15 protein-coding genes are annotated in these 13,615 nt (G+C 69.4%); 9 read left to right on the forward strand and 6 right to left on the reverse strand.

All coding sequences use genetic code 11. From position 1 onward, the window contains the following. The first annotated feature begins 26 nt into the window (after nt 1-26). From AB7I40_RS02900 to AB7I40_RS02940, 9 genes are all read left to right on the forward strand, one after another. Complete coding sequence (locus AB7I40_RS02900; RefSeq protein ID WP_428343541.1) at nt 27-569, forward strand: hypothetical protein; 543 nt, start codon at nt 27-29, stop codon at nt 567-569. Between the two features lie 275 nt (nt 570-844). After that, complete coding sequence (locus AB7I40_RS02905; RefSeq protein WP_428343542.1) at nt 845-1,711, forward strand: hypothetical protein; 867 nt, start codon at nt 845-847, stop codon at nt 1,709-1,711. A 319-nt stretch (nt 1,712-2,030) separates the two neighbouring features. Beyond that, nucleotides 2,031-3,050, forward strand: a complete 1,020-nt coding sequence (locus tag AB7I40_RS02910; protein WP_428343543.1) for a LacI family DNA-binding transcriptional regulator — start codon at nt 2,031-2,033, stop codon at nt 3,048-3,050. A gap of 92 nt (nt 3,051-3,142) precedes the next feature. Further along, nucleotides 3,143-4,429, forward strand: coding sequence for an ABC transporter substrate-binding protein (locus AB7I40_RS02915; RefSeq protein ID WP_428343544.1), 1,287 nt, complete (start codon nt 3,143-3,145; stop codon nt 4,427-4,429). Next, nucleotides 4,429-5,331 (forward strand): carbohydrate ABC transporter permease, encoded by a 903-nt coding sequence (locus AB7I40_RS02920; RefSeq protein ID WP_428343545.1) that lies wholly within the window; start codon nt 4,429-4,431, stop codon nt 5,329-5,331. The genes AB7I40_RS02915 and AB7I40_RS02920 overlap by 1 nt, the downstream gene beginning before the upstream one ends. A 1-nt stretch (nt 5,332) precedes the next feature. Further along, the gene (locus tag AB7I40_RS02925) at nt 5,333-6,157 is read left to right on the forward strand and encodes a carbohydrate ABC transporter permease (protein WP_428343546.1); all 825 of its coding nucleotides are present in this window, start codon (nt 5,333-5,335) and stop codon (nt 6,155-6,157) included. Between the two features lie 29 nt (nt 6,158-6,186). Then, nucleotides 6,187-8,244, forward strand: coding sequence for a hypothetical protein (locus AB7I40_RS02930; protein ID WP_428343547.1), 2,058 nt, complete (start codon nt 6,187-6,189; stop codon nt 8,242-8,244). Nucleotides 8,245-8,284: 40 nt separating this feature from the next. Next, nucleotides 8,285-9,253 (forward strand): glycoside hydrolase family 130 protein, encoded by a 969-nt coding sequence (locus AB7I40_RS02935; RefSeq protein ID WP_428343548.1) that lies wholly within the window; start codon nt 8,285-8,287, stop codon nt 9,251-9,253. Next, nucleotides 9,253-10,476, forward strand: coding sequence for an AGE family epimerase/isomerase (locus tag AB7I40_RS02940; RefSeq protein WP_428343549.1), 1,224 nt, complete (start codon nt 9,253-9,255; stop codon nt 10,474-10,476). Before AB7I40_RS02935 ends, AB7I40_RS02940 begins: the two co-directional genes overlap by 1 nt. Nucleotides 10,477-10,482: 6 nt before the next feature. Here AB7I40_RS02940 and AB7I40_RS02945 read toward each other — a convergent pair whose 3' ends face one another. The 6 genes from AB7I40_RS02945 to AB7I40_RS02970 all read right to left on the reverse strand — a co-directional run bounded on the left by AB7I40_RS02945 (nt 10,483) and on the right by AB7I40_RS02970 (nt 13,611). Continuing rightward, nucleotides 10,483-10,671, reverse strand: a complete 189-nt coding sequence (locus tag AB7I40_RS02945) for a hypothetical protein (protein ID WP_428343550.1) — start codon at nt 10,669-10,671, stop codon at nt 10,483-10,485. 34 nt (nt 10,672-10,705) lie between these two features. Beyond that, nucleotides 10,706-11,056 carry a hypothetical protein gene (locus tag AB7I40_RS02950; protein ID WP_428343551.1) on the reverse strand — a complete coding sequence of 117 codons (351 nt, stop codon included), beginning with the start codon at nt 11,054-11,056 and terminating at the stop codon, nt 10,706-10,708. A 181-nt stretch (nt 11,057-11,237) separates the two neighbouring features. Then, nucleotides 11,238-11,744 (reverse strand): DUF4234 domain-containing protein, encoded by a 507-nt coding sequence (locus AB7I40_RS02955; RefSeq protein ID WP_428343552.1) that lies wholly within the window; start codon nt 11,742-11,744, stop codon nt 11,238-11,240. A gap of 88 nt (nt 11,745-11,832) precedes the next feature. After that, nucleotides 11,833-12,681 carry a DUF1707 SHOCT-like domain-containing protein gene (locus tag AB7I40_RS02960; RefSeq protein WP_428343553.1) on the reverse strand — a complete coding sequence of 283 codons (849 nt, stop codon included), beginning with the start codon at nt 12,679-12,681 and terminating at the stop codon, nt 11,833-11,835. 41 nt (nt 12,682-12,722) lie between these two features. After that, nucleotides 12,723-13,451 (reverse strand): hypothetical protein, encoded by a 729-nt coding sequence (locus tag AB7I40_RS02965; protein ID WP_428343554.1) that lies wholly within the window; start codon nt 13,449-13,451, stop codon nt 12,723-12,725. Further along, on the reverse strand, nt 13,444-13,611 hold the full coding sequence (locus AB7I40_RS02970; protein WP_428343555.1) for a hypothetical protein: 168 nt from the start codon (nt 13,609-13,611) through the stop codon (nt 13,444-13,446). The genes AB7I40_RS02965 and AB7I40_RS02970 overlap by 8 nt, the downstream gene beginning before the upstream one ends. Between the last annotated feature and the right edge of the window lie 4 nt (nt 13,612-13,615).

Below are 13,615 nucleotides of genomic sequence, written 5' to 3' on the forward strand. Positions count from 1 at the left end.
GTCCATCCGTCGACTACCGTGGACAGATGGACACCACCGAACGTACCGAGCCCGAAGTTGGAACCGAAGAGGCCCGGACGGCTTGGGCCGTGGCCGCTCGCGATGTCCTCGTCACCACCGCCGGCACCTACCGCGACCTGATCACCTTCAAGCAGATCGCCGCCGCGGTCCAGGAGCAGACCGGGATCACCACCAAGCAGCTGTCCAACCACTGGCTCGGCGACGTGCTGACCCGGGTCGCCGTGGAGTGCGACAAGCGTGGCGAGCCGCTGCTGACCTCGCTGTGCGTCGACGCGACCGGCAGTGTGGGTGCGAACTACAGCGCGACCGTGGCACGACTGCGAGGCGCGGCCCCCGAGGACGGCGACATGCAGGCCGCCGAGGAGCGGCTCGCCTGCTACCGGCACTTCGGCGCCGATCTCCCCGACGGCGGCGGCACCCGCACCCTGTCCGCGCAGGAGAAGACCCGACGGGACCGCGCCAAGAAGGCCGGCCCCTACGAGGGCAAGACCTGCGCGAAGTGCAACATGGAACTGCCCGCCAACGGCGCCTGCGACTACTGCGACTGAACGCCGGCTCTCGGTCGCACGGTTCAGCGGACTAGAGGGCATGGCCCGATGGGGTGGTTCTGCCGCGCGGCGGGCTGGACCAGGAGCCTGAATTGACCACGCGTGGTTCGTTTGCCCGAATTGCCGGTTTACACTTCAAGTCATTGACTCGCGCTTGGGCGCGAGCGCCGGGGGGCGGGAAACATCATGAGCGATCGGATGGCGCGACGACGCGTCCACGTCGCTACGCCGGCCTGCCCGTCGTACGCCACGATCCATCCGATACGGAGCACACCTTGACCATCAGAACCGCAGCCACCGTGGCCGTCGCCGCCCTCATCGCCCCCATGGCGATCGCGGCCACGACCACTCCTGCCACCGCATCCCAGGCCGCGGTCACCATCAAGATCCGTCCCGGCGATCTGGTGGCGTCCCTGTCGGGCACCGGCAGCGCCGGGCACGCCGACTTCCGGGTCGAGGGTGTCGCCCTGTCCTCCGACAGCAGCGGACCCCAGGGTGCGGTTGCGGAGTACTTCCCGGTCGGCAAGCGGCTGGCCGTCATCGGCGCGGTCAACTACGCCTCCTACGGCACCATCACCCAGCGCTACGTCCTCGACGCCGACGGCGACGGCGACGTCGACGGCGAGCTCGTCGGGGTGACCGACGGTGGCACCAACCTGTACGCGACCGACGACTCCAGCCAGGCCATGCTCGACGCGGCCCCGTCGTCGGGCCAGACGGTCGCCGAGTGGAAGTCCGACTTCCCCGACGCGGTCGTGAAGTTCGGCGGGTTCGCCTCCGACCCGGTCGCGGCCGGCGACGAGACCCTGGTCGTCCGGCTGTCCTACGGCACCGACGCTTACAAGTTCACCAGCACGCCGGAGAAGGTGAAGACCGACGTCACCGGCTACTCCCGCGCCAAGCGCACCCTGCGCCACACCCGGATCGACCTCTACAGCATCACCCGCCCTGACAACGTGATCCGCGACAAGAAGCTCCAGTGGGTCATCCGCGTCGACCGCAAGACCGTCTTCTCCGTCGCCCAGGGCTTCGACAACCACGACTACTGGGCACAGTCCTTCCGCAAGCACACCGGCAAGCACCTCGTGCGCCTGTTCAAGAACGGCTCGATGGTCCGGTCGTACTACGTCTTCACCCGCTGATTCGCGGGCGCGTTCTGGCGCGCGCGTGCTGGGGGGCTGCTGGGCGGCTGCTGGGCGCCTGCGGGTTTCCCCGGTCGGCCGCCTGCTGGGCGCCTGCTGGGCGCCTGCGGGTTTCCCCGGTCGGCCGGTGAAACCCGCGGTTGTCAGCCCTTGCGATGGCTGACAACCACCAGGAGTCCCTGAACAGTACGCCGTGAGCCATGGCAGCCAGGCCGTCACCTTCGGGTGGCGGCCTGTGGCATGTCTGGACGGTGACGCCCATCACATCTTTGCGAAGCCGACCCTTGACTTCGCTGACTAAACCGGTTTAGGTGGGGGTGTGACGAAGCCCACCATCAACGATGTCGCTCGCCGTGCGGGCGTGTCCAAGGGTGCGGTCTCCTTCGCCTTCAACAACCGTCCGGGGATCTCGGCCGAGACCCGCGAACGGATCCTGAACGCCGCGCGGGAGCTCGGCTGGAGCCCCAGTCGCCGGGCCCGCGCCCTGTCGGTGTCCCGGGCGCTCGCCGTCGGCCTGGTCATGGCGCGCCCACCCGAGACCCTGCGTGCCGACCCCTTCTTCCCCTCCTTCATCGCCGGACTGGAGGGCGAGCTGTCCCACCACGGCTACGCCCTGTTGCTCCAGGTCGTGCCGGAGCACGAGACGGAGCAGGAGAGCTATCGCCGCCTGGCGCGGGAGGGACGCGTCGACGGCGTCCTGGTCACCGACCTCTACGTCGATGACGCCCGACCGGCACTGCTGGCCGAGCTCGGGCTGCCCGCCGTGATCGTCGGCCCCGCCCTCGGGGAGGCCTTCTGGCCGGCCGTCGGTGTCGACGACGGCCCCGGCGTCGCTGCCGCGGTCGAACACCTGCTCGCCCAGGGTCACACCCGGATCGCCCACGTGGCCGGCCCGGGCGCCATGGTGCACGGGCAGTCTCGTCGACGGGCCTGGGCGCAGGCCCTGACCGACGCAGGGCTTCCCGCGGGCGACTGTGTCGAGACCGACTTCTCCGCCGAAGCCGGCTCCCAGGCCACGCGCGAGCTCCTCGACCTGGCCACGCCGCCCACCGCGATCGTCTACGCCAACGACCTCATGGCCATCGCAGGTCTCGCCGTCGCGGTCGGTCGCGGCATCGAGGTGCCGCGACAGCTCTCGCTCGTCGGCTACGAGGACACCGAGCTCGCCGCCCACATGCAGCCACCGCTCACCACCGTCAGCACCGATGTCATCGGTTGGGGACGAGCCGCCGCCAAACGGCTGCTCGAACTGATCGAGGACCGACCGGCCACCGAGACCCACCTCCAGCCCCCCCGGCTGGTCGTGCGCGGCTCGACGGCCGCACCCCTCCAGGGCTAGCCCCGCCCTCCACCGAACAACTCACCGCAGCACCCACACGCCTGTGCCCTCGCACAGCCGTACCCACTGCAGCACCTGAATGGGAGAAACAGATGAGATCGAAGGTTGCGACCGCAACGCTGACCATGCTCGCCCTCGGCCTGACCGCCGCCTGCGGAGGTGGGTCCGGGGACGCCGGCGAGGCCGCCTCGAGCACCGGCCCCATCAAGGTCTGGCTCTCGAACAACCCCGAGGAGATCGCCTGGGGCAAGCAGATGGTCTCGGCGTGGAACGCCGACCACCCCGACGAGAAGGTCACGGCTCAGGAGATCCCCGCCGGCAAGACCTCCGAGGAGGTCATCGGTGCGGCCATCACGGCCGGCAACGCCCCCTGCCTGGTCTTCAACACCTCCCCGGCCGCCGTACCGCAGTTCCAGAAGCAGGGCGGACTGGTCGCGCTGGACGACTTCGACGGAGGCACCGACTACGTCGAGTCCCGCAGCGGCGACGTGGCCGACCAGTACAAGTCACCGGACGGAAAGTTCTACCAGATCCCCTGGAAGTCCAACCCCGTGATGATCTTCTACAACAAGGACCTGATGAAGAAGGCCGGCGTCGACCCGGAGAACCCGCCGTTGGCCACCTACGACGAGTTCCTGGCCACCAGCAAGAAGATCGTCGACAGCGGCGTGGCACAGGCTGCGATCTGGCCCGCCCCCAGCAGCGAGTTCTTCCAGTCCTGGTTCGACTTCTACCCGATGTACGCCGCGGAGTCCGGAGGCCAGCAGCTCATCGAGGACGGCAAGGCCACCTTCAACTCCGATGCGGGCACGAGCGTGGCCAACCTGTGGGCCAGCATGTACGCCGACGGCTTGGCCCCCAAGGAGACCTACAGCGGCGACTCGTTCGCCGACGGCAAGGCCGCCATGGCAACGGTCGGCCCCTGGGCCGTCGCGGTGTACGGCGACTCGGTCAACTGGGGCGTCGCACCGGTCCCGACCTCGCAGGGCACGGCCCCGGAGGACACCTACACCTTCTCGGACGCCAAGAACATCAGCCTCTACTCGGCCTGCGAGAACCAAGGAACTGCCTTCGACGTCCTGAAGTTCGCCACCAGCGAGGAGCAGGACGGCAAGCTGCTCGAGATGACCGGGCAGATGCCACTGCGCGCCGACCTGACCACGACGTACCCGGACTACTTCAAGAAGAAGCCCGAATACGAGATCTTCGCCGACCAGGCCTCGCGCACCGTCGAGGTGCCGAACACGCCGAACTCGATCGAGATCTGGCAGCAGTTCCGTGACCAGTGGAGCTCCTCGGTGATCTTCGCGAAGTCGTCGGTCGACGAGGCCTTCGCCACCGCCGCGGACAAGGCCGACGAGCTGGCCGGCCAGTCCTGATGCTCGCCCGTCCCGATCGATCCCGGTGGGCGGCCCTCCTGGGCCGCCAACCGGTGGGCATGGTCTTCGCGGCGCCGTACGCCGTGTTCCTCGCCCTCGTCTTCGCCTACCCGCTGGGTCTGGCGGTGTGGATCAGCTTCCACGACTACTTCTTCGCCGCCCCGGGCGCCCAGGTCGACCGGCCGTTCGTGGGCTTCGAGAACTACGCCACCGTGCTGGGCGACCCGGCTGTACGCCGATCGTTCGTCAATGTCGCGGAGTTCCTGGTCATCAACGTGCCGCTGACCGTGGCGCTGTCCCTCGCCCTGGCCAGCGCCCTCAACATGGCGATCCGGGGACGAGCATTCCTGCGGATGGCCTACTACGTGCCGTACGTGACCGCGAGCGTCGCACTGGTGTCGGTCTGGCTCTTCCTGTTCAGCCAGAACGGCATGGTCAACCAGGTGCTGGGTCCGCTCGCTCCGGATCCCACCTGGCTGGTGAACAGCACGCTGGCGATGCCCGTCATCGCGATCTTCGTGACCTGGAAGCAGATGGGTTTCTTCATCCTGCTCTACCTCGCGGCACTGCAGAACGTGCCCAAGGAGCTGCACGAGTCGGCCCAGGTCGACGGGGCCGGTCGATGGTCGGCCTTCCGCAACGTCACGTGGCCCGGGGTCCGCCCGGCCACCACGCTCGTCATCATCCTGGCCACCATCACCGGTGCCAACCTGTTCACCGAGCCCTACCTGCTCACCAGCGGCGGTGGCCCCAACGGGGCCTCGGCGTCACCGGTCCTGGTGATGTACCAACGCGGCATCGAACAGGGCAATCCCGATGTGGCCTCGGCCATCGGAGTCCTGCTGGTGATCGGCGTCCTGCTCATCTCCCTCGTCAGCCGCCGCCTCCTCGAAAGGGACTGAGATGCTCACCACCTGGCTGCGCCGCATCGTGCTCTTCCTGGGCGCCCTGCTGTTCCTGTTCCCCTTCTACTACATGATCGTCGGCTCCCTGCAGCGCGAGCCTGACACCACCATCGCCGGGGCGTTCCCCACCGGTGGCCTGACCTTCCACAACTACGCTCAGATCAACGCGCGCGTCGATCTGCTCGGCTCGCTGGCCAACTCCGGCATCTTCACCGGTGGCGTCCTGCTGGGGACCGTGGTGTTCGGCGTGCTCGCCGGCTACGCGCTGGCCCGGTTGCACTTCCGCGGCCAGGGCACCCTGTTCGCAGTGATGCTGCTGGTCCAGATCGTGCCGTTCCAGCTCCTGATCATCCCGATCTACGTGATGATCGTGCGCTCCTACGGACTGGCCGACTCCTACCTGGGCATGATCGCGCCGTTCGCGATCAACTCGACCGCGGTGTTCATCTTCCGGCAGTTCTTCCTCCAACTGCCCGAGGAGCTGTTCTCCGCGGCCAGGCTGGACGGGGCCAGCGAGTTCCGGATCCTGTGGTCGATCGCCCTGCCGTTGGCCCGTCCGGCCCTGCTCACGGCCGCCCTGCTCACCTTCATCGGGCCGTGGAACGAGTTCCTGTGGCCGTTCCTGGTGACCAAGGACGCCGACATGCAGCCGCTCGCGGTCTCCCTGGCCAACTACATCAACACCGGGGCCGGTCGCGCGGCCAACCCGTTCGGAGCGATCCTCGCCGGCGCGGTCGTGCTGGCCGCACCAGCCGTCGCCCTGTTCCTGGCCTTCCAGAAGCACTTCACCGCCTCCGACCTCGGGTCGGGAGTCAAGGGATGACCTCCCTCAACCCTCCACAGAGGAGCACCATGTCCCGCACCTTGAAACTCGGCACCGCGGCTGTCGCCACCGTCGCTCTGGCGGCTGCGTCGGCCACCGTCGTGGCTCCGGCGGCTGCCCCCGCGGCGACCGCCAGCCCTGTCGGCGTCGTCGCCGCCAGGGCTCACCTCACGAACCTCTCGCACCTCGACTGGCTGTCGGTGCCGGTGACCCCTCCCACCCAGGAGGGACACACCACCTATCGACTCGACGACGAACCGGCCGTCGGCACGCTCTGGACCTACGCCGAGCCCAACCCCGACGGCAGCTACCGCCACGTCGGTGGCGGGTCCTACGACGCAGCCACCGACACCTGGGGTCAGGGAGCCTTCAACGCCGACGACATGGCGCGGGCGGCCGTCGTCTACCTCCGGCACTGGAAGGCGACCGGCACGGCCTCGAGCCGGCAGTCGGCGTACGAGATGCTGCGCGGCGTCACCTACCTGCAGACCGCAACGGGACCCGACGCAGGCAACGTCGTGCTGTGGATGCAGCCCGACGGCACGCTGAACCCCAGCGCCGATCCGGTGGAGCTGCCCGACCCCTCCGACAGCGACGCCTCCTACTGGTTGGCCCGCACGATCTGGGCCCTGGGTGAGGGCTATGCGTCCTTCCGGAACGCCGACCCGGCCTTCGCCGGGTTCCTGCGCCAACGACTCGAGCTGTCCGTGGCCGCCCTCGACCGCCAGGTCCTCGACCAGTACGGCGAACACCTCGACATCGACGGCCAGCCCGCCCCGGCCTGGCTCATCGCCGACGGAGCAGATGCCTCGGCCGAGGCCGTGCTCGGCCTCGCTGCCTACGTGAAGGCGGGCGGCTCCCCCGCGGCTCGTCGCGCCCTCGGCCAGTTGAGCCGTGGCATCGCTGAGCTGGGTGGCGGCGACGCCCGGAGCTGGCCGCTGGGGGCGGTCCGTCCTTGGGCACTGTCCCGGTCGTTGTGGCACGCCTGGGGCTCGCAGATGCCTGCTGCCCTGGCACAGGCCTCGATGGCCCTCGACCAGCCGCGACTGGCGCGCCGCGCGATCAGCGACTCCTTCACCTTCGACCCCTGGCTGCTGACCTCCGGTGGGCCCGACAACGGCCGGATGCCGACCCGCGGCGACGCCTCGCAGATCGCGTACGGTGCCGACGCGCGCCTGCAGTCCCTGCTCGCGACCGCTGACGCCACCGGGCGGGGCGCCGCTCGGGGCCTCGCCGGGATCGTTGCGGCGTGGTATTTCGGCGCCAACCCCGCCGGGGTCGCCATGTATGACCCCGCCACGGGACGCACCTTCGACGGCATCTCCGCGGACGGCGTGGTCAACCCCAACTCGGGAGCCGAGTCCACGATCCACGGGCTGCTCTCGATGATCGCCCTCGATGCCCACCCGGGCGTGGCAGATCGGGCGCTGACGGCGACGGTTCAGGCGCGCCGCGGCACCCTCACGGTTCAGGCGGAAGAGGGGGCCCTCTCGGGGGCCGCCTCCTCCGTCGTACCCCCCTCGCTGTGGACCGGCGAATCGCTCTTCGGCGGCACCGGTCACGCGGCCCTCGACGCCGGCGGCTCGGTCACGCTGACCCTGCCGAAGCACGGTGCGTCGTTGGTGCTGCCGGTCCTCGAGCTGCACCCCGACAGCTCGGCGGTCACGCGCTTCCGCACCGGTCCCCGCGCTCTCGGCACGGTCAGGTCGGGCGACGTCGGCGCCCAGGGCGACTCCCCCGCCCCCGGTGCTCTGCTCCCGATCACCCTGGGACGAACGCTGGGCGCTGGAGCCACCACCCTGACCGCTACCACGAGGACCGAGGCCGGCGACCCGGCCGTCCTCGACGCGGTGATGCTCGAGCCACTCGTGTCACGTCTGGTCCTCCGCGGCAACGGCGGCGGCACGGCCCTGCTGCGCAGCGCGGCGGCACGGCCCGAGCGGGCCCGGGTGCGCGTCGCCGGCACCGGACCGGCCCGCATCACGACGTACGACGGGCAGGGCCGGATGGTCCACGTCGGCTCCAGCAGGTCCCGCACGGTCACCGTGCAGGTCCCGGCTGGCGGCTTCGCGCTCGTCACCCGCTGAATCCGACCACCCACATACGTTCACCAGACAGAGGTATCCCATGACGTCTCAACACCACGCCCACGCAGAGTTCCCCCTCGGCCCCTTCCGGCCCTACGAGCACAATCCGATCCTGAGCCCGCAGGGCGACTCCTGGGAGTCCGCGAACGTCTACAACCCGGCCGCGGTGGTCAAGGACGGCAAGGTCGTCCTGCTCTACCGCGCGCACGCCGCGGACCTGGTCTCGCACGTCGGGCTCGCGACCAGCGACGACGGCATCCACTTCGAGCGGCACCCCGATCCGGTGCTCTCCCCGACCGAACCCTACGAGGAGTTCGGCGCCGAGGACCCGAGGGTGACCGAGATCGACGGGACCTACTACCTCACCTACACCGGCTGGGACCGCACCTCCGCGCTGCTCTGCCTGGCCACGTCGACGGATCTCTACACCTGGACCAAGCACGGCCCGTTGTTCCCCGACTTCAACACCTTCCTCCCGGTCGGCAACGGCCAGGACGCCCCGTGGAGCAAGGCCGGTGCGATCTTGCCCGTGCCGATCGACGGTCGCTACCTGATGTACTTCGGTGAGGGCTCGATCTACCACGCCTGGTCCGACGACCTGCTGCACTGGACCCCGTGCTCCAACGACGAACCCCTGATGGTGCCCACTCCCGGCACGTTCGGTGAGCTCCTCGTCGAGGTCGGGCCCCAACCGATCATCACCAACAACGGGCTCATCCTGATGCTGCACAACGCCGCGGTGAAGAACCCCGACGGGTCGGTGTACTACACATGCGGCCAGCTGCTGTTCGACCCAGCCGACCCCACCACGATCCTGGCGCAGATGAACCAGCCCTGGCTCGCCCCGTCGACGTACGAGGACACTCACGGGCTCGTCTCCAACGTGACCTTCGTCGAGGGCCTCGTGTTCTTCGAGGACAAGTGGCTGGTCTACTACGGGCAGAGCGACTCGACGCTGGCCGTGGCGACCTACGAGGTCGGCGATCGCTACTCGAAGCTGGGCGACTGATGCACTGGCTGTCGACGCCCGCTCACGGCCGTTGGCTGGAGGCTGAAGGTGATCGGCTGCTGGCCTTCAGCCGGGCAGCGCGGCATCCCGCGGGCGGGTTCGCCTGGCTGGACGAGGTCGGCCGCCCGGAGCTCGATCGGCCGGTGGAACTGTGGATCACCTGTCGGATGACCCATGTCTTCGCCCTCGGCCACCTCCTCGGTCGGCCCGGCAGTGGGGCACTGGCCGGCCACGGCCTCCAGGCGCTCCAGGTTCGGTTCCGCGACTCGCAGAACCCCGGCTGGTACGCCGCGGTCGACGCGCAGGGGCCGACCACTCGCTCCAAGACCGCCTACCCCCACGCCTTCGTGGTGCTCGCCGCCGCGTCGGCGACCTGTGCCGGGCTCCCAGGAGGCCGCGACCTGCTCGATGAGGCGCTCGACGTACTGCTCACCCACTTCTGGGACGAGGAGCACGCCATGGTCGTCGAGGAGTGGGACGAGACGTTCACGACACTGGACCCCTATCGCGGTGTCAACGCCAACATGCACTGCGTCGAGGCCCTCCTGGCGGCCGCCGACGCGACCGGCGACCGGCGCCTGCTGGACCGGGTCCTGCAGATCGTGACCAGGGTGGTGCACGATCTCGGGCCGGCGCACTCGTGGCGGCTACCCGAACACTTCGACGAGGCATGGAACCCGCTGCTGGCCTTCAACCACGACAGTCCGGCCGACCCGTTCCGGCCCTACGGTGCGACGATCGGGCACTGGTTGGAGTGGGCCCGGCTGGCGTTGCACCTGCGTGCGGCACTGGGCGAGGACGCTCCGTCGTGGCTGCTCGACGACGCGGTGTCGCTGTTCGAGGCCTCCATCCGCGAAGGGTGGGCCGTCGATGGTGCCGACGGGTTCGTCTACACCGTCGACTGGGACGGAAAGCCGGTCGTGCGCGAGCGCATGCACTGGGTCGCGGCCGAGGCCACCGCGACGGCCGCCGCGCTGTTCGCCGCCACAGGGGACCCGGCGTACGCCGCTTGGTATGCGACCTGGTGGGACCACCTCGCGGAGGTGTTCATCGACCAGGCGCAGGGCTCCTGGCACCACGAGCTGGACGCCCAGAACCGACCCAGTGCCGTGGTGTGGGCTGGCAAGCCCGACACCTACCACGCGTTCCAGGCGACCCTGATCCCGCGACTGCCGTTGTCGCCGACCCTGGCCGCGGCCCTGCGCGACGGCCTGCTGAGCTGAGTCCGCTCAACCTCTCCTGCGCAGGCCGGCCGCGATCATCGCCGCTCCTGCCAGGGCGACGATCGGCCCGACGATGGCCCACAAGGTCACGTCGGTCATCACGCTGCCACCGATCCAGCCCATCCCTTGACCGGTCCACAGTCCCCCGACCACGATGAGCAGCGCCCCGATCCCGACCAGCAGTTGCTTGCTCATGCTCGCGAGCCTACGTGGCGGGGCCTGGAGCCCCTCAGCCGAAGATGAGCCAGGCACCGACCAGCGGCGGGATCACGCCCAGCAACAACCACGGGCTGAGGATCCGCGCCCGGTGGATGGCTCGACCGGCCGCGACCGCGATGACCGCGAAGGCACCGGCGATCACGACCAGGCCGATCCGAGCGCCCTGGCGCCCCTCGTCGATGAAGTACGCCGCAAGCATCAGCCCCGCCGACATGTGCAGGATCGTGGTCACCGCCAGGACTGACATGACCCACTTCTGCACCTGGCCCAGCGACATCGAGGTCTGGGTGGCCCGGACCGGATTGTTGGGGTCCATCAGGTGACTGCGCCGCTTGGGTGGCGCGGGCGTGATGTCGGACATGGCACTCCTGGCGAACTGTCGAGGTCTGCCCATTGTGCTGCTGATGTTGGTGGACGGACGAATCCGGGCGGGGGTGCGGGGATCCCCGGTCGACCGGGGGAACTCTCGGTTGTCAGCCTTTGCAGCGGCTGACAACCGCGAAGAACCCCGGTCAGCCGGGGATCACCGGGGCTGGTGTGACTCAGGCAGCAGCACCCTGCGAGCGCCAGTAGTCGTTCAGCGCACCGTTGGTCTTGACGAACCAGATGATCGGTCCGACCAGGATGAAGATGCCGGGGAAGTACCACAGGCCGGTCAGGCCACTGACCGGTGCGCTCTGGCCGCGGCGCGTGTAGAGACCGCCCACCTCGCTGGAGGTGAGGTAGGGCATCACGATGCCGACGAACAGGGAGAGCAGCAGCGCGACCAGTCCGCCGATGCCCTGGCCGGAGTGGCGCTTCATCTCGTCGTGCGTCACGTAGTACCAGTACGCCGAGTAGATGCCGAAGGTCACGATGGCCAGCAGGATGCACACGCCGGTGCTACGCACCTTGCCGATCGGGCCTTCTCCCATGGGCTGGCCGTAGGGGGCCACCTGTGCGCCGTACGGCGCCGCCGGTACGGCGGGGGTCTGCTCGGTGGGCGAGGGCGGGTAGGCGGCAGCCTCGGCGTCCGGCGTGTAGACGGGCGGCTGGTTGGAGTCGGTCATGGTGGTGTCCTGAGTTCTGGAGGTCGGGTGGTGAGCCGACACAACGTATCGTCGCCAGCGTCTGCCCGAGGCGGAACGAGCGAACTGCTCAGCCGGAGTAGGCGTAGGCCCGGATGACCCGGCCACCGAGGGCAGTCTTGAGGTAGCCGCTCTCGTTGAACTCGTTGCCCACGTGGATGTTGACCGCGGGGACGTCGTCGGACCAGATGTTGCTCAGCCCGAGGTGGGTGAACCGGGCGTCGGGCACCTTGAGGGTGCGCTCGGCGCGCTCGATGTTGGCGAAGAGACGCCGGACGTTGAGGGTCCGCAGGTCGATGGGCCGTTCGTGGAAGGCATTGGTCGTCGCAGCGCCGTCCTGGGTGAAGGCCCCCCGATAGGTCCAGTCCTCGTGCCGGTTGGGGTGACCGCGGGCGGGCACCTCGACGAGGATCCGGCCATCGGCGTACATCGTGGCCGCCAGCACGTCGGCGGTGCCGAAGCGCGCCTGGTAGTCGGCCACGAATCGCCGTACGCCGGCTGGGGTCATCTGGAAAGTGTCTGCCTCCGCGGCGGGAGCGGGGAGCTCATCGACCGCCACCTGGGACTGCCCGGACCCGGTCGTCGAGCCGCCCCCGGACACCAGCGCCACGACCGCCCCGCCGAGCAGCAGCACGACGCCCAGCCCCACCGCGAGGATGACCAGCACCAGGCCCGCTCCGGAGCGACCGGAGCGCTGGGGCGGAAGGGGCACAGGCGCTCCTGGGAAGCCCTGGCCAGCAGGCCGCTGGAGGTCCCGGGTCAGGACCTCGAGGTCGCCCAGCGAGATCGCCGTGAGGGCGTTGCCCACCCGGATGTCGCGGTCCTCAGGGGTGATCTGGCCGTCCACGAAGGCCGCCTCGATCAACTCGATCGCTTGGTCCCGATCGTTGTCGCGGGCACGCACATGAGGATCAGGCACGGGGCGGAGCCTATCGTCCGGCGATCAGGGCCGGGCGGGTTTCACGGCGTCGGCGACTCGCTGGGCGTCACGCTCGGCTCGGTCGTCTCCGAAGGGGTCGGCTCCACGCTCTCGGTGTCCTCGGGGGTGGGCTCGGCAGACTCGCTCGTGGTCGCCGGATCGCTCGGCGAACTGGTGTCCTCCGGCGTGAAGGGCGACGGGCTGGGCTGCTCGCTCGGGTCGTTGCCGGATCGTCCTCCGGTGACCCGGCTGATCGTCGTTCCCCCGGTGTCGTCGGTTCCTCCGGTGATCGATGCCACGCTGCGTCCCGAGATCAGCTCGAAGGCGGTGATCAACACGATCACCAGCACGAACAACACGCCTGCGACGACCGCGATCCACTTCCAGGGCAGTGCCCGCAGCCGTTCGCCCCACTCGGGCGCCGGCGGTTGCACGGGGGCCTCATCGACCGGGGACTCATCGTCGCGGGCCTCGTCGTCGGGGGCCTCGTCGAGGGGAGCCGTCTCCGCCTCGGGTTCAGCGGTCCGCGTCGCACCTGGTCGCCGACGCGCCGCCGCGCGTTGGGCCAGCAGCACCCGGTTGCGACTGCGTGCCAGCCCCTGGGAGTAGAGCGCGCTCCCGACGGTGGCGGTCACGCTGCCGAGCGCCGCGCCGATGATGGTGCCGGCCGCGCCGAGGGTCGAGAGGACCAGCGCTGACGTGATCGCGGCGAGGGCGCCGGCGAGCACCGTGAGGACGTCGATCTTCGCGGTGTGCGGCTCTTCAGGCATCGCCCTGCTCAGCGGTCATCTCATCGAGCCTCGCATGCAGCCGTTCACGCACCTCGTCGGGGGTCAGTTGCGCCCGCTGGCGCTGATCTCGCGCAATGATGACCCCGGTGGCCGCAACACCAGCCACCCCAGCCAGACCCAGTGCTTTCCACAGCTTCACCGAC

The organism is Nocardioides sp., from assembly GCF_050246775.1.
Lineage (GTDB): Bacteria > Actinomycetota > Actinomycetes > Propionibacteriales > Nocardioidaceae > Nocardioides.

What these genes read in the sequence shown, in the direction of transcription:
- AB7I40_RS02955 (WP_428343552.1), bottom strand. Translation starts at nt 11,744, where the DNA reads ATGACCGACTCCAACCAGCCGCCCGTCTACACGCCGGACGCCGAGGCT.
- AB7I40_RS02935 (WP_428343548.1), top strand. Translation starts at nt 8,285, where the DNA reads ATGACGTCTCAACACCACGCCCACGCAGAGTTCCCCCTCGGCCCCTTC.
- AB7I40_RS02900 (WP_428343541.1), top strand. Translation starts at nt 27, where the DNA reads ATGGACACCACCGAACGTACCGAGCCCGAAGTTGGAACCGAAGAGGCC.
- AB7I40_RS02950 (WP_428343551.1), bottom strand. Translation starts at nt 11,056, where the DNA reads ATGTCCGACATCACGCCCGCGCCACCCAAGCGGCGCAGTCACCTGATG.
- AB7I40_RS02920 (WP_428343545.1), top strand. Translation starts at nt 4,429, where the DNA reads ATGCTCGCCCGTCCCGATCGATCCCGGTGGGCGGCCCTCCTGGGCCGC.
- AB7I40_RS02965 (WP_428343554.1), bottom strand. Translation starts at nt 13,451, where the DNA reads ATGCCTGAAGAGCCGCACACCGCGAAGATCGACGTCCTCACGGTGCTC.
- AB7I40_RS02945 (WP_428343550.1), bottom strand. Translation starts at nt 10,671, where the DNA reads ATGAGCAAGCAACTGCTGGTCGGGATCGGGGCGCTGCTCATCGTGGTC.
- AB7I40_RS02940 (WP_428343549.1), top strand. Translation starts at nt 9,253, where the DNA reads ATGCACTGGCTGTCGACGCCCGCTCACGGCCGTTGGCTGGAGGCTGAA.
- AB7I40_RS02925 (WP_428343546.1), top strand. Translation starts at nt 5,333, where the DNA reads ATGCTCACCACCTGGCTGCGCCGCATCGTGCTCTTCCTGGGCGCCCTG.
- AB7I40_RS02915 (WP_428343544.1), top strand. Translation starts at nt 3,143, where the DNA reads ATGAGATCGAAGGTTGCGACCGCAACGCTGACCATGCTCGCCCTCGGC.
- AB7I40_RS02930 (WP_428343547.1), top strand. Translation starts at nt 6,187, where the DNA reads ATGTCCCGCACCTTGAAACTCGGCACCGCGGCTGTCGCCACCGTCGCT.